The sequence below is a fragment of the Stenotrophomonas sp. PS02298 genome (assembly GCF_029959445.1).
Taxonomy (GTDB): Bacteria; Pseudomonadota; Gammaproteobacteria; order Xanthomonadales; family Xanthomonadaceae; genus Stenotrophomonas.
Genome location: NZ_JASCOR010000043.1, coordinates 1 through 22,950, shown reverse-complemented (window position 1 = coordinate 22,950; position 22,950 = coordinate 1). Strand labels below are relative to the sequence as shown.

Sequence of the window (22,950 nt, the reverse complement as noted above, 5' to 3'; positions counted from 1 at the left end):
GGTTCAGTTGTTGCGCTCGATCTGCTCGCGTAAACGCTGCTCCTGTGCCTGCAATTCCGGGGTGAAGGCGGCGCCGAAATCTTCAGCTTCGAAGAACGGGCGGATCTCCACTTCCACCGCACTGCCGTTAGCCGGGGTGAACGGGGCACGCTTGAGCCACTCCACCGCCTCGTCCAGCGAGCGCACCTGCCACAGCCAGAAGCCGGCAACGAGCTCGCGGGTTTCAGCGAACGGACCGTCGATCACGCTGCGGCCCTCGGCGGCGAAACGCACCCGCGCGGCCTGTGACGTGGGCTTCAAGCCCTCGCCAGCCAGCATGATTCCGGCCTTCACCAGCTCCTCATTGAAGGCTCCCATCGCGGCGATCTCCGCCTCCGTAGGCATCACGCCGGCCTCGGTCTCGGGGGTCGCTTTCACCAGCACCATCACTTTCATCGCCGTGCTCCGTTGCAGGCGGCATGCCCGCTACACATCAGGTACGACGAAGCACGGCTGGCAACCTCGACAAGGTCCCGCCATCTTTTTATGAATGAATTCATGCGGCAACGCAGCAGAAGCGATGCGACATCATGTGCAACCCCTGCGCCTGAGGCTGGACCATGAAGTTCATGCTGTTGATCTACATCGACCCGCAACTGCTGCAGAGCGTGCCTGCCGACGACTACGACGCGCTGATGCGTGGCTGCCTGCAACATGCCGATGCCCTGCAGGCGCAGGGCACTCTGTTGATGTCACAACGCCTGCAGCCACCAACCACCGCTCAGACCCTGCGCAGCCGCCAGGGCCAGTCACGGATCATCGATGGCCCCTTCGCGGAGACCCGCGAAATCCTGGCCGGCTTCAACCTGATCGAAGCGGCAGACGCCGATGAGGCCATGCGCATCGCGCGGCAATTCCCGTGGGCGGCGTACGGCAGCATCGAGGTGCGGGCGGTGGATGACCTGGAGCAGGAAAAGGTACGGCTCCACTGCTGTGGGATGAAGGACCATTCTGTGGAGCCGGGCTACGTCACTTAGCGAAGCTCTCCCCACAAGCCCCATGCCCGTACCAATCTCATCGCATTTTGATAACAAAGGTTACTGTTTGACGAAAAAAGTCCTAACAGTGCAAACCTACAAGCCATTGAAAACAAAGAACATTAAAAAAATTTTAAAAAAAAATGTTCACCATTTGTTAATTTTCAGCCTTTTCGCCGCTAAAGTTCGTTCACCTGGTGTTTAGCTCGATCCAGTAGCAGCACCGGCGACTAACATTCCTGAGAGAGAAGGTATGACCAACCACATGACGTTGAAGCGCGCAGTGCTCTGCACAGCGCTCAGTCTTTGCATCGCAGGTGCGGCACACGCTCAGTCCAACGCTACCGGTTCCATCTTCGGCAACGCCGAGCCGGGCACCACCATCGTCATCTACAACTCCGGTACTGGCCAATCGCGCACTGTCACCGCAGATGCCAATGGCCGCTATCAAGCACCGTCGCTGGCACTCGGAAGCTACAAAGTCGAGTTGAAAAAAGATGGCAGAACCATCGCCACGCGCGATGATGTTGCCGTCAACCTGGGCAGCGCTAGCCAGGTTTCGTTCGGCGCATCAGGTGGTGATGCAACCACCCTCGATTCGATAACCGTGACGGGAAGCAATAGCCCCTCGATCGACGTGAGTTCGACCGACATCCGCTCGGTTTTCACCTCCGAACAGATCGAGAAGATGCCCATCGGGCGCTCGATCAATGCAGTTGCGCTGTTGGCACCAGGCGTTGTGGCTGGCGATTCTCGGTACAACGGTGTCGCATCCTTCGGCGGTGCTTCGGTCACGGAAAACGCCTATTACATCAATGGCTACGCGGTCACCAATCCGCTCACAGGCCTGGGCTCAACCACCCTGCCATTCAATGGTCTTGATCAGATGCAGGTCCTGACTTCGGGCTACGGCGCAGAGTTCGGCCGCGCCACCGGTGGCGTGATCAACATGGTGACCAAGCGCGGCAGCAACGATTGGCGTTTCGGTGGCCAAGCAATCTGGAACCCGAACGCAGACCATCGGCGCAACATCTATGTACCCAAGGTCGGGCTGGCGCTGGACGGCCAGCTCTATCAGAACCTGCATGATTACAAGGACGAGTCGGTCAGCTACGGCGCCTACGTCAGTGGTCCAATCGTCAAGGACCGACTGTTCTTCTACGCCAGCGGCGAGTTCCAGGACCGCAGTGTCGAAACGTACGGTGCACGTGCTGGCTCCACCACCAACTATGGTGAATTTGAGTACGACGTGCCACGATGGCTCGCCAAGATTGACTGGAACATTACGGACAACCAGACCCTCGAACTGACGGCTGTATCCGATGTCTCCAAGCGCACTGAATACCTTTACCCTTACGCTTACACGCAGGCCGTCGCAAACTCCAACAATGCTGCGACCGGGGAGTCAAACGCTCCTTTCCAACGCGGTAAGGTCAGGATGGGCGGCGGTGACTACAAGGATGGCGGTGAACTGTACATCGGCAAGTACACCGGGTACCTCACAGAGAACCTGACGCTGACCGCGCTCTACGGCAAGCAGAAACAGGAACACACCCGTACGCCGTGGGGATACGATGCAGGGATCGTTCCAGTGCGCGGCACTCCGTTTGCAGGCGGCAACGCTCTCAGCTTCGGCTCACTGACCCAGTTGGCCTATCCAGATGCATTCGATGAGACTGATGGTGGCCGCCTCGACTTGATCTGGACAGTGGGTGACCATTCCCTGCGCTTCGGTTATGACGAACAGAACTCCGAGTCACGCGAAGGCACCGTGACCGCAGGTAACGCTGGTTATTACTGGAATTACGGCTACGGCGCGGCCGATACGGCCTTGCAGGGCGGTGGCGGCATGATCATCCCAGCCAATGGCCGGTATGTTTCAAAGGTCGTCTACAACAACGGTGGCCAATTCAAGACCGAACAGTACGCCTATTACCTGGAAGATCGTTGGCAGGTTTCTGACAAGGTTCTGCTCTCGCTGGGTGTGCGCAATGAGAACTTCACCAACTTCAACGGTGATGGCATTGCCTACCTCGACGGAAAGGACCAGTGGGCACCCCGTATAGGTGTCACGTGGGACGTGTTCGGCGATTCCAGCCTGAAGGTCTTTGGTAACGTCGGCCGGTATCACCTAACCGTGCCCAACACCGTTGCTCAGCGCGGCGCCTCGGGTTCGACCTTTACCAACGAGTACTTCTCATATACCGGCATTGATCCAAACACTGGCTTGCCACTGAACACCAGCTTGATCAGTCCCAATGGTCCGTATTCCTCCAACTCCGAGTATGGTCAGTCACCGAATCCCAATGCGGTGGCAGCAAGCGATTTGAAGCCGTATTTCCAGGACGAACTCGTACTCGGCTTTGAGAAGCAGATCAGCAACAAGCTGTTCGGCGGAATGCGCTATGTCTACCGTGAACTCGGAAGCATGATCGACGACATCTGCGATCCCCGTGGTGCAATTGCTTGGGGCGTAGCTAACGGGTATGACAATGTCTTCGATTCGGCTGGAAACAAAGCCGGCGATGTCGACTTCGACGGAATGGACACCGAGGCTGCTCGTCTCTGGACGAACAACACCAGCGGCTGCCGTATGGGCAACCCTGGTGTAACCAACACCTGGGTGCTTTATGACGACGCAGGCAATCCGCATAACGCCAAGTTCAATGGCGGTTTCCCGAAGATGGTGCGCAAGTATCATTCGGTTGACCTGTTCATCGAACATCCGTTTGCTGATGACTGGTACTACAAGCTGGACTACACCTGGTCTCACAACTATGGCAACGGCGAGGGCATGACCAATTCCGATATTGGTCAGGACGTCGCGCAGGCTGCTCAGACTCAGTCGTGGGATCACGTGGAACAGACGGAAGGCGGTTACGGCAATCTTCCGAATGATCGCCGCCACCAGTTCAAGGCATTCGGCTACTACCAGCTGAACGATGAATGGCGCTTCTCTGGCACATTCGTAGCGTACTCAGGACGACCGAAGAACTGCACCGGCATTTATAACGGTGTGAACGCGAACGATGATTTCGCAACCGAGAACGTGCTGTACAACGGCCCGTACTATTGGTTCTGCAATGGCGAAGCGTCCCCGCGTGGGTCCCGAGGCACCATGCCTTGGACTACCCGCATGGACGTTGGCGTCAACTACGCTCCCAGCTTTGTGGCAGGCAACAAGCTGCAGTTCAGCTTTGATATCTTCAATGTATTGAACCGCAGAGTGGCGCAGAACATCGTTGAGTACGGCGAAAACGGTGGCATCGGCGTTCCCTACCAGCTGACCGGCCGCGTGATCAGCTATTCCGCACCGCGCAGCATGCGCTTCAGCATCCGATACGACTACTAAGTCGTAACGGACAGAAAAGGAAGAAGCCCGGCATCTAGCCGGGCTTCTTTTTTATCAAACAGAAGTCCGGCAATCGATTGCATTCGTGCAATTCAGGCCTCCTGCCTTTGAAGAATCGTCCTCGACGGGCTGCCCACTCGCTCGTTGGATGCAGCGTGCACAGCGCAGCTTCTTAACGACGCCTCTTGGTCGCCTGGCTCGCACACATCGGCAAGCACTCGATCAGCCTGGAACGTGATGGCCAGGCCCTCGACAAGCGTGAGAATGTGCTGCTGCGCTTTGGCGCAGGCACCGAAATTTCCTCTCGGGGCGAAGGTGCAACTACCCTGAATGCGGTGACGGCTACCGCTGCCAGCATGCCCTAGATCGACGTCAGCAACATGGTCTCCAAGTCGGTGATAACCTCAGAGCAGTTGGCCGTGCTGCCGCTTGGCCGCGGCGCTGAAGCCATCACCCTGCCAGCCCCCGGCGCTGTCGCCGGTAGCGGCGAGTTCTCCAATGGCTCGCGCTCCGTGCTGTCCTGACCCTGAGCTTGGATGTGGACGACAACGGCAGCGCTGAAACCCTCACCGTTGCTGCCGACAAGCTGGGCCCGGAGGCCAAGCGCTACTACAAGGCATTTACCCTCGCTGCGGAAAAACACACTGACAAGTGGTATGCCAGCTTCAACTACACCTAGGCAAAGCTCAGCGGGAACTACGAAGGTCTGGTGAAGAGCACCAATGGCCAGAGCGATACCGGTACCACCTCGGATTTCGATTTCGCCGAGATCATGTACGGCGCCGATGACTATCTGTTCAACGACCATCGCCATACCTTCAAGCTTTACGGCGGCTACCACTTCAACGACGAGTGGCAGGTAGGTGCCAACATCCAGGTGCAGTCGGGCGCACCGATCAGCTGCCTCGGCGGCGGCATGGGCACTTTCGGTACCGAGTACGGCTACGCCGGCGTATTCCACACCTGCAATGTGGCCGAAGACGACATCTCCAGGCTGGGCGGTTCCGGCCGCACGCCGTGGACGCTCAACGTCAGCCCCAACGTGGTCTACAAACCGAAGTGGGCCCAAGGCCTGAGCATGCAGCTCTCGGTACTCAATGCCTTCAACTCGATCAAACCGGTGCAGGTATATGAGACCAGGTACTCGTACAACTCGGCAGGCACGATCACCGACTTCTACAACTACCACGCCGCGCTACGCCCGCCTGCAGCTGCAGTACGACTGGTAAGCGACGCCCCGAAGCTGGGTGGCCACGGGTGATTCCGTCCGTGGTCACCTCCGATCAGCGCAAACCGTCATTCCCCCACCTACAGAGCAGACGCGGGCGCACAATCAGTGGGCAATGCTGACGTCGAGCCTGTTGCCCAGCGCAGCTTCATTGCCACTGTAGTCTTTCGCGGTGATCCGGATCGTGTAGTTGCCCGGCTGCAGCTCCATCGGCTGTAGTTCACCACTTCCCAGCAGGCCATCACGCACGGTATTGGTCAGCACGTAGCGGAAGCGGGTACTGCTGCTGCCATGCACGGTGATGCCGCTGTCCGCCGCATAAGCGAGCTTCACCGCTTCGCGTTGCGGTGGCATGCGGTTGAAGATGATGTTGGTACGTGGCTGTTCGTAGCCGGGCAGCGCGCGGCCAGTGGCGTCGAGTATCTGGTAACCCAGGCTGTACAGTCCAAGCCGGCGTCGCGGCAGGTTGTTGTCAACCTGGTCCCAGGCCTCGACCACCAGCTGCAGGCCACCGCCATCGCGCGGTACCTGCAGGCGTCCATCGACCTTGTCGATCAGGCGCTGGTTGTTGCTGTCGAGCAAGGCGATATCGTCGATCTTCGGCGCGACATGATCGGCGTAGTTGGAGAAGCCAAGCCGCACCGCATTGCGCTCGTAGCCCGATGGCCCAACCGCCAGGTGCACGTGCGCCTGATTGTTGATGCTGCCCAATGCATCACCGGGCTGGAAGCGCGTGCCACGGCGTACACGTACGCGATCCAGCTGGCCGGCTTCGTCGTAGACGAGCTGCATGCGTGCTGGATCCAGCGCACGATTGGATGCATCGCGGCCAACCTTCATGTGGATGTAGTCGAGCTTGTTCAGCGACAGGCCTTCAGCCTGGCCACCAAGTGACCAGGTCGATGCCGGGCTGCTGACCTTTGCGCTGGCTACGGCGAGTACGGTCTGGCCCACATCACCGCGCACATCGAAACCGCTATGCAGGTGGTGTCGGCTCTCCCCGCTGAAGTTGCCACGCACCTCGCCCAGCGTGCCGGTGACTTCATGCCAGCCCAGTTGAGGTGCCAGCGGCCAACGCCCCTGGTTGGCGGGTAGCGGGTTGTCCGGCGACGGTCCCAGTTGCGGCGGCGCATCGGCTGTTGTCGCGATGTGTGGCACCAGATGATGGATGCGATAGGCATCCGCGTCGCTCAGCAGCAGGCTGCCATCCGGCGCCAGCGCCAGCCCCGCCGGGCGCGCAAAGCGCTGCGCGTCGTTGCCCGCCACGGCCACAATATGGCCGTGTGGTGACAACTGCACCACGCGGCCGCTCAGCCGCTCGCCAACATAGACCACGTCGTCATGGGTGATGGCCAGGGTCATCGGTCCCCACAACACCCGATCGGCGTTGGGCATTCCAACCCGGGTACTGACCATGCCGGTGCTGCTGACCGTGCGCAGCGCGTTGTTCTGCAGGTCGGTGACCCAGAGGTTGCCGTGGCTGTCGAACTTCAGGTCGGTCGGTGTATCAAAACGCGCCTGGGCGCCCTGCCCATCCTCCCAACCCGGCAGTGCACCACCGGCCAGGGTGCTGACCGTGCCATCGGTGGCAATCACGCGGATGCGGTCATTCCAGGTATCGGCGACATAAACGCGGCCGTCCGCAGCCACCGCCACGCCCATTGGTCCATTGAAGCGCGCCTGCGCGCCCTTGCCATCGGCGAAGCCCGGCATGCCATCACCGGCCAGGGTAATGACCTGGCCCTGCGCGCTGATCCTGCGGATGGCATGGTTGCCGGTGTCGGCCACATAGAGATTGCCCTGCCCATCCAGGGCGATGCCCGACGGCGTGTTGAACTTCGCTGCAGCGCCCTGCCCGTCGGCAAAGCCTTCAATGCCACCAGCCAACACCTCGAAGGCACCGTCAAGGCCGCGGTAGAGAATGCGGTTGTTGTCGCCTGCATCGGCGACGAACAACAGGCCACCGCCCATCGCCAGCCCCCAGGGATCACTGAAGCGGGTATGTGCGCCCTTGCCGGCGCTGCTACCCGCCACGCCGTCGCCGCCCAGCAACTCGATCTGCGCCTGCCAGCCCAGCGGTGTAGGCGGCGGACCCGCTGGCGCAGGCACCTGTGGCGCCCACACGAAGGTGGCAGCCAGCGCGGCGCCGGTCACGGCAATGACGGCAATTACCCAATGTTTGCGATCCATGTACACCCAACCAACGACGGACCCGGCACCATAGACGCTCACGGCCTGCGGCGAAACCGCCGAAAGCCCTGCATGGTGGAGAACCGTATGCATCTATATCTGCAAGAAGAGGCGATCCGCCTGCAGGCTGGGCAGAGCACGGATATCAGCCTGTCGCTGTCACTGCCCTCGCTGTTGAAGGCGGGACTGCAGCATTTCCCGCCTTCGGAGCAGGCAATGGAACAGGCCATTGCCAGCACCGAAGATGCCTTGATGCCGTGGATTCCAGCCCTGCGCCTGGATTCACTGGAGGTATTGGAGTGTGCCGATGCGGTGCTGGCGCCTCTGCCGGGCGTGCTGGGCTATCCGCCGCAGGCGATCTGTGAGCTGGACATCGACGAAGTCGAGCGGGCATTCAACCAGTTGGCACAGGTAGCGGCGGGGATGCCGGCAAAGAGCCTGGATATACCCGAGCGCCCGGATTTCGTTGCCGCGCTGGTGGTGGTGCGCGAGCTGATGCATCACGTGGGTTGGGAGCAGTTGCGGTTGCTGGAGGCTGGGATTGAGAGCTGAAGCTGAAGCTGAAGCTGAAGCCAAAGCCAAAGCCAAAGCCAAAGCCAAGGCAAAGGCAAAGGCACCCCTCCCTAACCCTCCCCTGCTTCGCAAGGGAGGGGACTGAAGCAAAACCTGCAGTGCCGCACGATCCGCCCCCTCCCTTTGCCGCAGGCAAGGGGAGGGCTGGGGAGGGGTGCCTTTGCTCCGCTTTTGCCTTCCTCAATCCCGAAAAGCCCTACTACAAAGCCGGCCGCTCCGGCCCAGTCCCCATCGCCTCGCGATAACGCCCGTACAAGGCCAATACCTTGTCCACGTACTGCCGCGTCTCCGCATACGGCGGCACCCCGCCATAGCGCGCAACCACACCGATCCCGGCGTTGTACGCGGCAGCCGCCAGAGTTCGATCACCGTTGTAACGGCGCAGCAGCGATTTCATGTAGCGCGCGCCACCATGGATGGACTGCGCAGGTGACAAGGGATCACTCACCCCGTACTCGGTTGCCGTCTCCGGCATCAACTGCATCACCCCCTGCGCGCCCTTGGGCGACACCGCTTTTTCATCGAATGCGCTTTCGGCATGGGCGACCGCACGCAACCAGGCATCATCCACGCCGGTGGCTTTCGCAGCGGCACGGAATTGCGGGGCGTGCCGGTTCAACTGCGGCGTGCCTACCCGGCCCAGACCTTCATGGGCCGGCTCGCCCGGCGGCGTGGCGACAGTGAAACGCAGGTAAGGCGTCGAGCCCGGCAGGTTGCGGGTGGAATAAACCAGCCTGCCATCCTGCTCACGCTCATACAGGGTGCCGCTGAACACACCGAAGTTGCCCCAGAGATTGGGGGTCTGCACGGCGTTGTCATCGATCTCGATGGCCTTGCAGTTGGAGCCCGGCTCCAGCGCAGTGGCCATGCTGACCGTGCCCTTCTGCACGCAGCGGTACACCGTGCGCGCCTGCAACGGCGCACACAACCCGTACAAGAGCAGCAACAGCACAAGTGCGGCCGCGCGCGGCATGGGGCCAGATCCAATCGTGAGGAAGGAGACGATGCTGAGCCTGCCTGTTTGAACGGCAGGTGATGAAAAAGGCGCCAATCGCGTCCAGAATGAATACCTGCTTTCCAGCCCCTTCCAGCACCCATGACCGTGCCACTGCTCGGCTTTGATAACCCCCAATTCCATACCGGACGCAACACCAGCGTACGGCGAGGCGCGCGTTGGCATGGGGTGGCGCAGGCGTGTATCGAACTGGGTGAAGGCCGCCAGATTGGTCCCATCTCACTGCAGACCGAGCTGAGGGCCTTTGATGCCTTGGATGAAGCCGATCTGCGCGATGAGCATGATCCCGGCTGTCGCACGCCTGCGGGATTACTTGCGGTGATGCAACGCTTGTATCCCGGGTTTCGCGATGATGAGTTGGTGACGCTGGTGCATTTCTGGGTGGAGTGAGAGAACACACCTGAATGCCAACGGATTGCCTGGCCGCGCAGCGAGCTGGGCCGGGCAAGCAGAGCCGGTGGACGGAGCTCTGGCGGTCATTCCGATAGGCCGCCAACAGCCCCGGGTGCGCTGCGCTTACCCGGGCTACGTATGTGCTGTTGCTGTTGCTGTTGCTTCTGCTTCTGCTGTTTCTTTTGCTTCTGCTGTTGCTTCTGCCGTGGCCGTGGCTCTTTCCTTCTCCCGTTCACGGGAGAAGGTGGTGCGAAGCACCGGATGAGGGGAGCTTTTGCTTTTGCTTTTGCTTTTGCTTTTGCTTTTACTTCAAGCAAAAACCAAAACCACAAAAGCTCCCACCGCAATCAACGCCCCTGCGCCGCCCGCAGATGCCCACCTACTGGCACCGAAAATGCTCGCCCATCAGCCACATCCCAATTGATCGACCAGGTCATCACGCCCCGGAATTCCGGATGCGGCTGGCTCGGCTTCACCTCATCGCATTGCTTCGCCATGGTCAGGCAATCGAAGGCACGATTGATATCCGCCGGCGTCGCATAACCATTGCCTGCAGCGCGCAGACCCGACGGCAGCGCCAAGGCAACCTGGTCCGCACGCAGCCCAGCAAAGCGTCCCTTGCCACCGGCCAGATCAAACCCTTCGATCAGCATCCTGGCCGAGCCAACCATCATGTCCACGCTGCCACCCGAATATTTCTCAGCGCGGTACGGCGTGGGCAGACCACCGTTGTTGTAAAGCTGCACATGCAGCAGATCCAGTTCCTCGCGCAGGCCATCGATCAGCGGCAGATACGCACCCCAGATGCCTTCCATAGACACCATGCCACCCTGAACATACGGATGCTCCGGCGCCATCGACACATACAGGTTCGGGTACATGCCATGCAGGCGCTTCACCGCCGAGATCAGGTGCGGCGTAACCGGCGCGCCGTGCACCACACCTGCGATCTTCTCCAGATCGACATCGATGCCATCGAAACCGTAGGTATTGATCGCATCGGCGGTGGTGCGCACGAAATTGTCTTCGTCGCGCTGGGTGTTCAAGGTCACCGTGCCCAGTTCACCACCGAAGGACAACACCACGATCTTGCCCTGCGCACGCTTGGCGGCGATGTCGGCAATCAACTGCGTGCGGTCCAGCGCGGGATCCGGATTGAACGCCACCTTGCCCTCGCCCATGTCATCGGCGAAGGCCAGCACGATCACGTCCCAGCTCTCATCCACCTTGCCCACCGGCAACAGGCCCTGCCCGTTGTCGAAGTTATGCAGATAGCCAACCAACGCATGTTTGGGTAGCGCGTGGCTAAACCCCGGGGCGACACCAACACCTGCGGACGGCACCGGCACCGGCGTTGCCTGGCAACCGAATGTCGAAACAAGCGCCAGCGTGGAGAACAAAAGACCGATCGACTTCATCGCACCACCAGAATAGGAAGACGTCCGATTCTAGGCATGCAAAACCACCAAAAAACCATTCAAAGACAATAACTTAGAAAAGTCGTCCTGTTTTGTCCCGGTTTGTCTGGCAGCTGTCGCGCAGGTCGATCAGCAGGAACCGGCAATGGCAACAGGCAGGCCCGCTGCTGGCCCAGGATGACCGCCGCTCAAGTGCACATTTTCATGCGCCGCTCGGCATCCCACAGTGCGCGCCGGGCCATGTCATAGGCGCTGTCCGCGGCACTGAGCAGGCTGTGCTCGGCCTCCACCGGATCGGCGCCATTGTTGAAACGGTACTCGGCGCGCTGCAGCGCATCCAGGTGCGTCATCGCGGGCGCAAGCCACTGCCGGCGCTGCTGCCCATTGCAGCGCGGATAGCGCTGCTCCAGCGCGCCCAGCGCAACGCGAATGCGGCGACTGGCTTCACCCTTCATGTCCGGTGCTTTCTCGTAACGGATGGGCGCTGCCTTGTAGGCATCGCCGGTGGCTTCGCTGCCCAGATCGGACTTGCGCTCATGCAGATTGGGATTGAACGCCACCTCGGGCGGGCGCCGTGCCTGCGCCGGTTGGATATCGGGACCATGAATCAAGCGCGCGCCCATCTGCCCAAGCGTTGGCGGCTTTTCCTTGTCCTCGAACATGCCGGAAACCATTTTCTCCAGCGGTCGATCACCAACCCCGGTCGCCAACTCGTCGCGGTGCTCGAACACCCGCTCGGTCGCGCTCTTGGGCCGGGTGGCGTTGCCGTCCGTGGGCACCGCCAATGTGCCGTCCTTGCCATACAGGCGTTGCGACCAGCCAGCCTGCGCTGCCGATGGCTTCGCTGCAGGTACTGCAGTCATCGCAAGTTGCGGAGTTGCAGGCGCCGCATCAACGGCAGGCGCGCTGCTGGTGGCTGCTGTCGGCGCACGCTGTGGACTATCCGGCAGCGCTGAAGCTGCGCGTTGCTGCGGCGGTGCAAGTGCGGCCGTCTGCGGTGAGGTCAGCAACCAGCGCAGTTGGATCCGGGTTTCCTCCCGTGCAACGTTCAGCTCCGGCAACTGCAGCAACAAACGCACCAGCCCGGACATGAACGCCAAGGCAATCACGCCGGCAGTCAATCGGGTCCATAGCGGTTCGGCAGCAGGATCGGAACGCATGCAACTCCAGCAAAAAGCACGACGCAGGGCAATAACCGGCCCTGTCACGGTAGATCGGCACACTGCAAAGACCGACAAGGGCACAGCGAGTTCCACGATTGTGCCTTTTGAATGTGTGAACCTGTGGCAAGAGTGGGTCATCATCGGGCAAACGCCGTCATCGTTCGCAGCACAAGGAGCCGTACGTGAATACCGTTGCAGCACAGAACCTGGATGAAAGCATCGCCAAGCAGCTGTTCTTTGGCCATATCGCCGAAGATGTGCTGTTCCCCTACCCACAGATCCGTGAACGTGACCGCGAGATGCTGGGCTCGATGACCGATGCCATCGACCAGTTCCTGGCCGACAAGACCGCCGAGCTGCGCCAGTACGACCGCGATGCCGAGCAGCCGCCGGAGTTCATCCAGGCGCTACGCGACATGGGCCTGTTCGGGCTGATCATTCCGGAGGAGTTCGGCGGGTTGGAGCTGTCCAATGGCGCCTATGCGCGCGTGCTGGGCCAGACCAGCAGCCACGACAGCTCGGTATCGCTGACCATCGGCGCGCACAGCTCGATCGGCATGAAGGGCCTGCTGTTGTTCGGCAACGACGAGCAGAAGCAGCGCTACCTGCCCAGACTGGCCAGCGGCGAGATGATCGCAGCCTTCTGCCTCACCGAATCCGGCGCCGGCTCCGATGCCGCGGCCATCCGCACCAAGGCACACCGCAACGACGACGGCAGTTGGACGCTGAGCGGCGAGAAGATCTGGATCACCAACGGCGGCATCGCCGATTTCTACACCGTGTTCGCGCGCACCGACACGCCCGAAGGCAAGGTCACCGCCTTCATCGTCGAGGCCGGCTGGGAAGGCGTCAGCCACGGCCCGCACGAAGACAAGATGGGCATCCGCGCCTCGTCCACCACCACGGTCGCCTTCAGCGATGTACGCGTTCCCGCGACCAATGTGCTGGGCCCGGTCGGCAAGGGCTTCAAGGTGGCGATGAACATCCTCAACAGCGGCCGCACGGGTCTGGGCGGCGGTGCTGTTGGCGGCATGCGTGCGTTGATCCGCATGGCCTGTGCACAGGCCAGCGAGCGCAAGCAGTTCGGCCAGTCGATCGCCGAGTTCGGCCTGGTGCGCGAGAAGATCGCGCAGATGACCGCCGATTGCTTCGCCGCCGAAAGCACGGTGTGGATGGTGGCGCACCTGATCGACAGCGGCCGCACCGACTACTCGGTGGAAGCGGCGATGAGCAAGATCTTCGCCAGCGAAGCCGTGCAGCGCAGCTGCTACGAAGCGCTGCAGATTGCCGCCGGCAACGGCTTCATGCGCGAACTGCCCTACGAGCAGATGACCCGCGATACGCGCATCCTGTCGATCTTTGAGGGCACCAACGAAATCCTGCGCCTGTACGTGGCCTTGAATGGCCTGAAGGGTGTGGGCGCGACATTGAGTGAGCTGCAGAGCGCCGTGGGAGGCATCTTCAACGACCCGATCAAAGGCTTCGGCGTGCTCAGCGACTATGCCGGGCGCCGCGTGCGTGAGGCCACCGGCTATGGCACTGGCCGTATCCGCGCACCACTCAATGATGCGTTGCGGCCCTTGGCGCGCTTGTGCGAGAAGTACACGGTGGAGCTGTCCAAGGCCTCGGACCGGCTGCTGCGCAAGCACGGCAAGAAGATCGCCGACCAGCAGCACGCGCAGAAGCGCGTAGCCGATATCGCCATCGATCTGTTTGTCGGGCTGTGTGTTCTTTCACGCGTTGAGAGCCTGCTGCAAGCGGGTCACCCTGCTGCAGACGACGCGGTGAAGATCGCCCGCCTGTTCGCCCGCCAGGCGCGGCGGCGCATGGCGCGCAACGTGCGGGGACTTGAGCGCAACGAAGATGAGATCGTCGAATCGCTGGCCGCATCGGTACTGGAGCGCGGCGGCTACGCCTGGGACGTGATGTAAGCCCCAGGATGTTTGTAGGAGCGGCGTAAGCCGCGAAGCCACTGCACCATACGCCGAGAACGTCCCTGCAATTGCAAACTCCCAGGCAACCGGAAAGTGCATCAGCTTCGCGGCTGATGCCGCTCCCACAGCAGCAACACCTGCGACCAACGCTTGTGGGAGCGGTGTAAACCGCGAAGCAACCGAGCTACCCGCCGAAGAAGATCGTGTAATTGCAATCAACCTGGTAATCGGCAGCTCCACCGGCTTCGCGGCTTGCGCCGCTCCTACAAAGCTGGGTCATCCGCTGCCAGCTCACCCTCGCGCAACACCCGCCGCATCAGCGTCCGTGCCTGTCGGTCCAGTCCCAGCACGCGCGGCTTCACGCCATGATGGCGATAGCGATTGACCACTTTCTCCAAAGCCGCCACCGCGGTGATATCCCACAGCTGCGCACCGGATAGATCAATCGTCACCGCTCGCCCCTCAGCAACGCGTGGATCAAAGGCATCAATGAAGGCATCCGCGGACGCAAAGAACACCTGCCCGCGCGCCACATAGCGAACGCTGCCATCCTCCTGATCCAGCGCTTCCACACGCAGCAGGCGTGCCACCTTCAGCGCGAAAAACACCCCGCTCAACAGCACGCCAACACCAACGCCGGCCGCCAGGTTGTGTGTACCCAGGGTCACCGCCACCGTCGCCAGCATCACCGTACCCGACAGGCGAGGATGCCGCAGCAGCGCGCCCAAGCTGCGCCAGTCAAACGTGGACACGCTGACCATCACCATGATCGCGACCAGCGCGATCACCGGCACCTGCCCAACCCAGGGCTTCAGCAACACCATCAGCACCAGCAGGAACACGCCGGCAAACAAGGTCGACAGCCGACCACGGCCACCGTACTTCACGTTGCCCACGGTCTGACCGATCATGCCGCAGCCGGCAATGCCGCCGAACAGGCTGGCGGCGATATTGGCCACACCCAGACCGGTGCATTCACGATTCTTGGAACTTGGTGTATCGGTGAGCTCATCGACCACACGCGCCGTCATCATCGATTCCAACAGACCCACCATCGCGATCGCCAAGGCCGGCATCGCAATGATGCGCAGCGTCTCCAGATCAAACGGCAGTGACGGCAGGCCCATCCATTGCGGCAGCGCGTCCGGCAATTTGCCCAGATCGGCGACGGTGGGCAGATCCAGCTTCAGCCACGTTGCCAACACGCTCAGCACCACGATGCAGATCAGCGGCGACGGAATCGCCCGCATGCCCGGCAGGGGCAGCCGCGGCAGCCCGTAGATGATCAGCAGGCCCAACGCCAGCATCGCCCAGGTGGCGGCAGTGGCGCCGTGCAGCTGCGGCAGCTGCGCAGCGAAAATCAGGATGGCCAGCGCATTGACGAAGCCGGTGCGCACCGAGCTGCTGACAAAGCGCATCAACACGCCCAGCCGCAGCACGCCGAATACGATCTGGATGACACCCGCCAGCAGGCCGGCGGCAAACAGATACGGCAGGCCATGCGCGCTGATCAGCGGCGCCGCCACCAAGGCCACCGAACCGGCAGCCGCCGTGATCATCGCCGGCCGGCCGCCGAACACCGCGATGACGATGCTCAGCACGAAGGAAGCAAACAGGCCAACCTGCGGGTCCACCCCGGCCACGAACGAGAACGCGATGACCTCGGGGATCAGCGCGAAGGTGGCCACGGCTCCGGCCAACATCTCGCGCAGGGGATTGGCGCGCCATTGCGCCAGTTCAGAATGCAGGAAGGACATACGGGCTGGCCGCCGGTGCTGGCAGAGCAGGCGGAATCGAAGTAAGGGGCGCGAATTATGCCTGCTTGGGTTGCTGGGTGCTGGTTGGTGCAGGGTTCCCGGCAAAAGCCTGAATGTTAAGCGGCACATGGTTTGATCAATCCGGGATTGCCCGAAATTGGCCAAAACGCGGACGAAACATTGAGCGACGGAAGTGACATTTGTCCGTCCCAATCCCATTGCCGGATCAGCCATCCTTGGAGCTCCAGAAGGAGGGCCAACTATGCCGATGAGAACAAAACTGCGCCACCTGAGCCCCGAGGGGAGAGAGGAGCTCAACCGCAAGATCAGAGACGCCTGCTATCGCGGCCTTGACGAGATAGTGCTCTGGCTGTCAGAAGAAAAAGGCTTAGAAATCAGCCGCTCAGCCATCCATCGACACGTTGTGATGCTCCGCACAGTGGACAGCCAGGCGGGCCGCATAGACGCCCAGATGGCGAGCGTAAGCGCAAATCGCACCCGCCGACGGCATCAGCTTCTAGCCCGTCTTGGTGCACTAGCGCTGGAACAACACCAGCTGATCAGTGAACTGGAAAAAACAGAAATCGAGCCGAATTGATCCCACGCCACGAAGCCCAACGAGCGTTTGATTTAGGTGGTGGGCTGGACCATGTTAGGTTTGATCAAAAAGTACATGAACAGGCCACGCGGGCAGATGAAATGATCAAAGCAATCGCCCGGCCTAAGCTATTTGAAACGGCTTTGAAGGGATGTAACGGCCGTAAAACACGTCATATAAAACAATAAGTTGGCGAAAATTAAACCGTTTCGCTTGCTTGCTGCACCTTGCCGATGAGAACACATCAGTTCCGATTGGTGGTCAAAGAAAGGGAACCGAACTGCGACGCCCCTGTCGCAGTTCCTATTCTGCGTCGCACTTCACGCAACCAATTGTGCCAAAAGGGTTTTTGCAGGTGAAGGCGTTATCCAACTGGCAAAAAACTGCGACGCCGAATCGGAAGGAATCGGCACAAAAGCTCCCCTAATTTGCTCAATGTTCCACGGCAAAGGGTCCCTCATGTTGCTTCGCAGTTCTAGACACTGAACTGCGAAGCGAAGTGCGAAAACCCGACCTCATTTCGCACTTCGCGAAAACCCTTGGGCCCCAAGGGTTTTGGTCTAGTCCCTCCACCGGGCCACCACCATCAAAGTGCGAAGCTGTGGACCAGCGGCAACGTGTTCCACGGCTAAGTACCCATCCCGATCCGGGCGGAGTACCTGGCTAAGTCCTCCAAGCTGTCGCGCCACCTGGGCGTGCCCTGCTTGCAAGTCTGCTTCCACGGCCCAATGTCGAAGCTTCACCCAAATGGAGCGAAATAAGATGACAAAGGACGCACACCTTGAGGCCGGTGAAGCCGAGTATTCCGACCGGATCAACGATCTGATCCGAACCATCGCTGCGATTTATGTAGTCAAGAACAAAGGAGCGATGACGTTGCAGGCAGCTTGGCACCGAGCGAGGGAGCTGGTTAACGGCTGGCTTGAGGCGCAGAACGATCCCACGGGCGCACAAGCTACCTTGTCCGAGAACCAACTCCTTTCGATGCCTGAGGATCCGAAGGAAGTGGCAGAGGTCGAGCGATACAAGAAGATCCTTGCCGGGCTTGGCGAGCCGTGATCATCAACCCCGGGTGTCGGGCAACCGACACCCGGGACTTTGCGGCTTGCGCAGGCAAAACGGTCAGATGCGCCCCGTCATTCATTCCTCAATTCCGCGCAACGTACATCAAGCCCGATAGTTCAAGCGACGGACTTCCAAGGGGCATTGTGAGGCGTATCGGCCTCAGGGCAGCCGGTACGGCGGCACCCAACTATGCTGGTCCGTCAAGGCGTCAAACCCTGCATCTTCAAAGAGAATAATGTCCGTTACCTCAGACGCGGCAAGGTCCCGGCGAACGTTCCAGTCGAAAGACACTGAAGGTTCTGGATGCGCAATGGTTGCCGTTACTGCATGTGACAGCAATCTAGGTGCAACGTTTGAAGCCAGGACGCTATCGAACGGAACAGCATACCTTACGATGGCGGGTTTCCCGATGCTTCGCAGCTCGGCGGCAGTTCCCGCCTCATGCTCGAAACCCTTGTAGAGCGCCTCGCCGCCCCAGTAGCTGAGTAGCCCGAACACCGCTGGAGCGTCTCGCAAGACGGATCGATTTGGACACAGCCACACCGAGCCCGCTCGTGTGCCTCGCCTGTTCGCCAAGTAATCAGCGAGTACCGGACCGTCGAGGAAGAACGCGCAGCGCTCGGGCTGCATTTCCCCGGCATCTTTCAGGGCATTGATTCTCTCGGCAACTAAGTGGGGAGTTAGAGCACGCAGGCCATTGGCCCGAATACCGACGACCTCCGGAGCCGTGAGACGCGTGCAGTGATAGCCCACAAGTCGATGGCCGAGTAGAAGGGCTTCGGCTTCTTTGATCAAAGCTTCGTAGACCTCCCGCCACTGATTCTTGGGAGGCCAGATTCGAGCACCAACATCCTCGCGAAGAAGCTCATCTATCCGCTCGCGCGCAAGCTGATACGAAACCAGCTGTCCCCGATTCCGGTTGACCAATTCGCGAAGCGCATCCGGCCATGTTTCAGGCTGTTCCAGTTCAATGTCCATGCTGCTTTAACCATGCTCCGTATCCCTAGGGAATGGCCGAAATATCTTTCCTGGCCGAGGCGTGAGTATCTCACCATAGAAGCTCCCAGCTAAGCGAGCTTTGTGCTGTGCGCCTGCATCGCAACACCATTGCAGCGAGCGATTACACAGTGGCAACGGCACATCGGAACGATGCTCGACGCGACGCGGATAGCTGCGAAGTCCATTGCGTGCCGCATTTGAATGCCGGACCTCAAAGACCACAAGTCTCATTCGACCGCCCCAGTTTTCACTGCAACGAAACCACCGCAAGTACGTTTGTGACATTTGTCGCACCCACGTTGGACAAATGTCGCTCTAAATTTCTCGGCAACTTATGTTAGGGCCAAGAAATTGAGCAGCCTGAAAAACGCGCTACTTGAGAGCCTCGCACTGTCGCTCGAGCGCACCTACTTGGGTGCGAGGGTGTTCTGCGGACGCGAACTATGCGTAGCGCGAATTGTCGTTTCCGCAGTAGCCAGGAAGATCGGTGGCCGCACCGTCTACTTCCCGCGAAAGGAGAAGCTTCTCGCCTTCCTCGACCTGTCGGAAGAACAGCCGGTAGATCGTGACGCTAAAGTAAAGCCGTGGAAAACGCTCGCCACGCAAGCGTTTACGGCGGCCAATGATGCGCTTGTTTTGGACGGTGTAGACGCTGATAGCGCCCGATCCATTGTCATCAAGAGCCTAGGCGACATGGCACAGCTGATGGAAGGAAAAGCCTTCTACATGCCTACTGGGCGACAGGGCCAGCACAACCGAAACAAAGAAATTCTGCGGCGTTGCCAGCGTGGCGAACGCGTCAGCAAGATCGCCGATGAGTTCGGCCTTACTGAGCGGCACGTTGGCCGCTTGTACAAGGCAGAGCTTGATGCCAGGAGAGCCTCCAGGTGGTGAAGTGCGGCAGCGCGTACCCGCCTACGCCGGGCTACTCCGCCGACCGTGGCCATTCATGGCCCTGCGGTCTCGGGCAGCCCTTTCATCTGGAGGCCGGTAACCGGCTCGGCCTGGTCCCAACTTCGACAAAGTCCCCCAAGAACGGGCTAGCTGGCGATAGCTTGTCTTCGTTGACCGAATCAAAGGCGTTTGAAAGGCGTTTAAACGCCCCTCTGCGCGCCTTCCGCTGTCCAGTCGGGGTGAGGGAAGCCCGCCCCGGCGCTCTGCCGCTTCTGCCGCTTCTGCCGCTTCCTGTGGCCCCGGCTTTCGGCCATGCCTCCGGGCCCTGTCGATCTCAGTAAAAGGACCAGAAATGACGATCCGTGCATTCCAATGCTTCTCTGCGGGTAACCACACCGACTCCAAAGGCCGTAAAGGGGTCTACAGCCATTCCGACTTAGTGAACATGGCTGCGGGATTTGACCCAAAACGCTACCGCGCTCCGTTGGTACTGGGCCATCCAGACGACGACAGAAGGGCCGCCAGCTACGGGGAAACCCAGGGCCTTCTTGCACTTGAGGGGAAGCTATTCGCCATTGCGGACGTTAACGACACGCTTCTTGGATTGGTTCGGCGCGGCTCCTATAAGAATGTGTCCTCATCATTCTTTCCGCCCAACCATCCAGACAACCCGCGTCCAGGCAGCTACTACCTGCGGCATATCGGCTTCTTGGGATCAGTCCCGCCAGCGGTCAAGGGGATGGAACCACTAGCTTTTGCTATGCCACGGGGCTTTGCCCACGCATCCCCCCTCACAGTCAGCTTCAGTGAGCGCTGTAGGTCCACCGCACAGCGCAGAACCGACAACATTCGCACCATCGCCAGTGATCTGCACGCTGCCAGTCCGGGGACGACCCTTGTTCGAGCTGCGATGCACGCTGAGCGCTTTCTTTGAGCTCTGGCAGAGGCACAGGGACCAGGCTAAAGCCATGACTACCGTTTCCACTGATGACGCATCGACTCGCCCCAATGCACGACCAATGGCGGACCTCGAAGCCAAAAGTCTCGCTAGCGTGGTGATCCAGCGACTAGTCACGTTACACGCCGAGCACGTGCAATTGCACCGCGTTGCCCGCGCCATTCGGGCAACAGCATCTGACCTTGATTCGCTCCCCAGAGAAAAGCAACGGAGGCTTGAAGTCATAGGCAGACGCTTGAGCCAAGTTCCACGTACAGCGTCAGCCGTTCTGCGCACAGCCTACGAAATGAACCTGCCACTCAACTATCCCCCGCAGCTCACCCACTACCTGAGAGGATCTGAAGAATGAACATCGCAGCAACAGCCCTTGAAAGCCTCAAAGATATTTTGCCAAGTTTCGAGAAAACAACAGCCAAGATCAGAGATGCCTTGCATGCTCTGAACAAGAAAATCAACGAGCTTCAGGCAGAGCGCCAGCGCCTGATTTCTCTCCCTGTCTGCGTAAAGGATGTTGAGGCGCTGCTTCACTCACAGATCGACAAGGAAGCCGACCACTATCGCAATCTTGCGGTTGCTGGACTGGTCAACGCTCTTGTGGGTCAGACGAAGGACTGGAAGCCACAGGCTAAGTACACAGCAGTTGAAGCGCAGCGGAGAATTGTGGAAAACATGCGTCCTTATTACGGCGGCGTGTTTGGCGGCATCAGAGATGCTAGCCCAGGTTCCTCCGCGCCGTATGACAGGGGCAGTGAGCGCTTGACCCAAGCGGCAGCGTCTTTCTTCTTCCGCGCTGAAATGAAGCGTGGCGCGTCTGAGATCATCGCCGCAATGGACTATCCGTTCGCCGATGCCACCTCACTTCAGAAAGTTCAAACAGATATCGCACGCATTGATTCTGAGCTAAAGGAACTCTGCGGCGCTCGCGACGAGCTTGTATCGCAAGCCAAGGCGCATGGGATCGTTATTCTTGAAAGGAGCGAAAGCGATATTCAAGCCGAAGATCATGCGAAAGGCAGCTTTGATAGCACCGGATGGGTTGTCGGCGAGGTCAGCGTGAATGAAGAGGGTGAAGAGTTCATCCTTTACCATTACAGGTGGCCCAATAAAGCTGATGACCTGACTGCACTCGACGGGAAGAATGTCATCTGCCGTGATTCAACAACGGGAAATGAGTTAATTCGTCCTTGGGAGCGTCTGCATGCACGCTATAAAGCCGCGCTTGGCGCACCGGCAGGTTTGGGCCATTTGCCCGAGTTTGCGAACATCCGCAGCCGGTAGTTCCCATGTCATCGCACTCCACGCCGCCGAGCTCGCTCGCCGCAGTCACCCAATTTCCCATATCCCAAGAAGTGTCGGATGGAATGGTGACCTTCCGCGTACGGCGCATTTCGAACGAAGTACAGCTCTCTGCTGAGGTCATGTGCCTCGATCGAGATGGCGGCGCATGCGTGGCGTTTCCGCGCGTTTTGCCGGATACCGCAGTCTTGCTCGCCCGTTACCTACTGGAAGCAAGCTGCGGCCATCCGCTGGATTGGGAGGCTGTCATGGGAGTGCTACCGCGTGCCCCTTAATGGCCGATGCTTGACGTGCAGCAAAAGCACCTGTAGCGTTCACCCCGTCGCCGCACAATCGGCGACCGGGTTTTGCAGCCCGCAACCTGAGGCGCACCAGCGCCCATCGTCCGATGCCCGGCGCTTTTTTATTGCCGGGCTTAAGCGATCCGGCCAGCACGTCATGGCAGTTCTATGGCGGGCGGTGTACGGAGACCGCAAGGTCTGCCGGTCCTCAGGCCGGTCTGCAAACCGTGCACCGTCCGCCACCTCGTTTTGCAGCGAGGCGGCGGTCTCTCAACTTCCTGAGGACACCGATATGGCCGCTGCTGCCGCTATTCGCACCACCCACACCCCTTCTTCCACTGTGGATTCGCGCACCCAGCGCGATGCCCTGGACACGTTGGAAGATGTCGCTTCTTCGCTTCGATCTATTCGTGATCTTTTGGTCCCCGGTGAGAGCTTTGAAGCAGTCTCCCGCGACAACTTGGCACTGCTTTTCTCTCTGCTGAGCCGCCAAGGCGAGGAAGGCAGTGATCGCGGGGACTTGGCTGCGAGCGCACAAATGGCCGTCGTGGATCTGATGGCTCCCGGTAACGATCTGCACTGCGTTTCCCGTGACCGCCTATGCGCACTGGTGGAGTTACTCGCCTATGTGCAGGCCGAGGCCCTTGCCAAGGTCTGGGGAGCCAACGCCGAATGAAAGCAGCACATCAAGCGCAGGAGCGCATCGAAGCAGGTTCTTCCACGCTTCGGGTTAAAGCTAAGGATGGATTAGTTCATATCGAGGCGACAGTGAAGGGGTCCGGCGCAGCTTGCGGCCGGGCCCATCTCATTACCCCGCAGA

At 60.2% G+C, this 22,950-nt stretch carries 22 protein-coding genes; 15 read left to right on the top strand and 7 right to left on the bottom strand.

Annotated elements, in window-relative coordinates; genetic code table 11:
• Positions 1-3 precede the first annotated feature (3 nt).
• Positions 4-435, bottom strand: coding sequence for a YciI family protein (locus QMX78_RS08705; protein ID WP_282268478.1), 432 nt, complete (start codon positions 433-435; stop codon positions 4-6).
• 164 nt (positions 436-599) lie between these two features.
• On the opposite strand from QMX78_RS08705, the gene QMX78_RS08700 reads away from it, so the two are divergent.
• The 6 genes from QMX78_RS08700 (at position 600) to QMX78_RS08675 (ending at position 5,629) form a co-directional block, all read left to right on the top strand.
• Positions 600-1,016, top strand: a complete 417-nt coding sequence (locus QMX78_RS08700) for a YciI family protein (protein ID WP_282268477.1) — start codon at positions 600-602, stop codon at positions 1,014-1,016.
• A 253-nt stretch (positions 1,017-1,269) separates the two neighbouring features.
• The gene (locus QMX78_RS08695; RefSeq protein ID WP_282268476.1) at positions 1,270-4,368 is read left to right on the top strand and encodes a TonB-dependent receptor; all 3,099 of its coding nucleotides are present in this window, start codon (positions 1,270-1,272) and stop codon (positions 4,366-4,368) included.
• A gap of 185 nt (positions 4,369-4,553) precedes the next feature.
• On the top strand, positions 4,554-4,733 hold the full coding sequence (locus QMX78_RS08690) for a hypothetical protein (protein WP_282268475.1): 180 nt from the start codon (positions 4,554-4,556) through the stop codon (positions 4,731-4,733).
• Between the two features lie 15 nt (positions 4,734-4,748).
• Positions 4,749-4,892 (top strand): hypothetical protein, encoded by a 144-nt coding sequence (locus tag QMX78_RS08685; RefSeq protein ID WP_282268474.1) that lies wholly within the window; start codon positions 4,749-4,751, stop codon positions 4,890-4,892.
• 14 nt (positions 4,893-4,906) lie between these two features.
• A complete protein-coding gene (locus QMX78_RS08680; RefSeq protein ID WP_282268473.1) occupies positions 4,907-5,047 on the top strand; it encodes a hypothetical protein in 141 nt (46 codons plus the stop codon).
• A 30-nt stretch (positions 5,048-5,077) separates the two neighbouring features.
• Positions 5,078-5,629: a hypothetical protein gene (locus QMX78_RS08675; protein ID WP_282268471.1), complete on the top strand. Its 552-nt coding sequence runs from the start codon at positions 5,078-5,080 to the stop codon at positions 5,627-5,629.
• Positions 5,630-5,701: 72 nt separating this feature from the next.
• On the opposite strand, the gene QMX78_RS08670 is transcribed toward QMX78_RS08675, so the two are convergent.
• Positions 5,702-7,786, bottom strand: a complete 2,085-nt coding sequence (locus tag QMX78_RS08670) for a gluconolaconase (RefSeq protein ID WP_282268487.1) — start codon at positions 7,784-7,786, stop codon at positions 5,702-5,704.
• 87 nt (positions 7,787-7,873) lie between these two features.
• On the opposite strand from QMX78_RS08670, the gene QMX78_RS08665 reads away from it, so the two are divergent.
• Complete coding sequence (locus QMX78_RS08665) at positions 7,874-8,338, top strand: hypothetical protein (protein WP_282268469.1); 465 nt, start codon at positions 7,874-7,876, stop codon at positions 8,336-8,338.
• A gap of 220 nt (positions 8,339-8,558) precedes the next feature.
• Here QMX78_RS08665 and QMX78_RS08660 read toward each other — a convergent pair whose 3' ends face one another.
• A complete protein-coding gene (locus QMX78_RS08660) occupies positions 8,559-9,332 on the bottom strand; it encodes a transglycosylase SLT domain-containing protein (protein WP_282268467.1) in 774 nt (257 codons plus the stop codon).
• A 123-nt stretch (positions 9,333-9,455) separates the two neighbouring features.
• Here QMX78_RS08660 and QMX78_RS08655 point away from each other — a divergent pair, with 123 nt between their 5' ends.
• Positions 9,456-9,764: a hypothetical protein gene (locus tag QMX78_RS08655; protein ID WP_282268466.1), complete on the top strand. Its 309-nt coding sequence runs from the start codon at positions 9,456-9,458 to the stop codon at positions 9,762-9,764.
• A gap of 350 nt (positions 9,765-10,114) precedes the next feature.
• Here QMX78_RS08655 and QMX78_RS08650 read toward each other — a convergent pair whose 3' ends face one another.
• Positions 10,115-11,185, bottom strand: a complete 1,071-nt coding sequence (locus tag QMX78_RS08650) for a chitinase (protein WP_282268464.1) — start codon at positions 11,183-11,185, stop codon at positions 10,115-10,117.
• Between the two features lie 188 nt (positions 11,186-11,373).
• Positions 11,374-12,345 carry a hypothetical protein gene (locus QMX78_RS08645; protein ID WP_282268462.1) on the bottom strand — a complete coding sequence of 324 codons (972 nt, stop codon included), beginning with the start codon at positions 12,343-12,345 and terminating at the stop codon, positions 11,374-11,376.
• Positions 12,346-12,530: 185 nt separating this feature from the next.
• On the opposite strand from QMX78_RS08645, the gene QMX78_RS08640 reads away from it, so the two are divergent.
• Positions 12,531-14,279, top strand: a complete 1,749-nt coding sequence (locus QMX78_RS08640; RefSeq protein ID WP_282268460.1) for an acyl-CoA dehydrogenase family protein — start codon at positions 12,531-12,533, stop codon at positions 14,277-14,279.
• A 266-nt stretch (positions 14,280-14,545) separates the two neighbouring features.
• Here the strand turns inward: QMX78_RS08640 and QMX78_RS08635 are convergent, their stop codons facing one another.
• Positions 14,546-16,039: a SulP family inorganic anion transporter gene (locus QMX78_RS08635; protein ID WP_282268458.1), complete on the bottom strand. Its 1,494-nt coding sequence runs from the start codon at positions 16,037-16,039 to the stop codon at positions 14,546-14,548.
• A gap of 262 nt (positions 16,040-16,301) precedes the next feature.
• Here QMX78_RS08635 and QMX78_RS08630 point away from each other — a divergent pair, with 262 nt between their 5' ends.
• Both QMX78_RS08630 and QMX78_RS08625 read left to right on the top strand, forming a co-directional pair.
• Positions 16,302-16,637: a phage protein Gp27 family protein gene (locus QMX78_RS08630; protein ID WP_282268456.1), complete on the top strand. Its 336-nt coding sequence runs from the start codon at positions 16,302-16,304 to the stop codon at positions 16,635-16,637.
• Positions 16,638-17,399: 762 nt separating this feature from the next.
• The gene (locus QMX78_RS08625; protein ID WP_282268454.1) at positions 17,400-17,696 is read left to right on the top strand and encodes a hypothetical protein; all 297 of its coding nucleotides are present in this window, start codon (positions 17,400-17,402) and stop codon (positions 17,694-17,696) included.
• A 165-nt stretch (positions 17,697-17,861) separates the two neighbouring features.
• On the opposite strand, the gene QMX78_RS08620 is transcribed toward QMX78_RS08625, so the two are convergent.
• Positions 17,862-18,680, bottom strand: coding sequence for a hypothetical protein (locus QMX78_RS08620; protein WP_282268453.1), 819 nt, complete (start codon positions 18,678-18,680; stop codon positions 17,862-17,864).
• A gap of 372 nt (positions 18,681-19,052) precedes the next feature.
• On the opposite strand from QMX78_RS08620, the gene QMX78_RS08615 reads away from it, so the two are divergent.
• The 4 genes from QMX78_RS08615 (at position 19,053) to QMX78_RS08600 (ending at position 22,806) form a co-directional block, all read left to right on the top strand.
• Complete coding sequence (locus QMX78_RS08615) at positions 19,053-19,595, top strand: Mor transcription activator family protein (protein WP_282268451.1); 543 nt, start codon at positions 19,053-19,055, stop codon at positions 19,593-19,595.
• Positions 19,596-19,947: 352 nt separating this feature from the next.
• Positions 19,948-20,529, top strand: a complete 582-nt coding sequence (locus QMX78_RS08610; RefSeq protein ID WP_282268449.1) for a hypothetical protein — start codon at positions 19,948-19,950, stop codon at positions 20,527-20,529.
• A gap of 369 nt (positions 20,530-20,898) precedes the next feature.
• On the top strand, positions 20,899-21,831 hold the full coding sequence (locus QMX78_RS08605; RefSeq protein ID WP_282268447.1) for a hypothetical protein: 933 nt from the start codon (positions 20,899-20,901) through the stop codon (positions 21,829-21,831).
• Positions 21,832-22,422: 591 nt separating this feature from the next.
• Positions 22,423-22,806 carry a hypothetical protein gene (locus QMX78_RS08600; protein ID WP_282268445.1) on the top strand — a complete coding sequence of 128 codons (384 nt, stop codon included), beginning with the start codon at positions 22,423-22,425 and terminating at the stop codon, positions 22,804-22,806.
• The last annotated feature ends 144 nt before the right edge of the window (positions 22,807-22,950 follow it).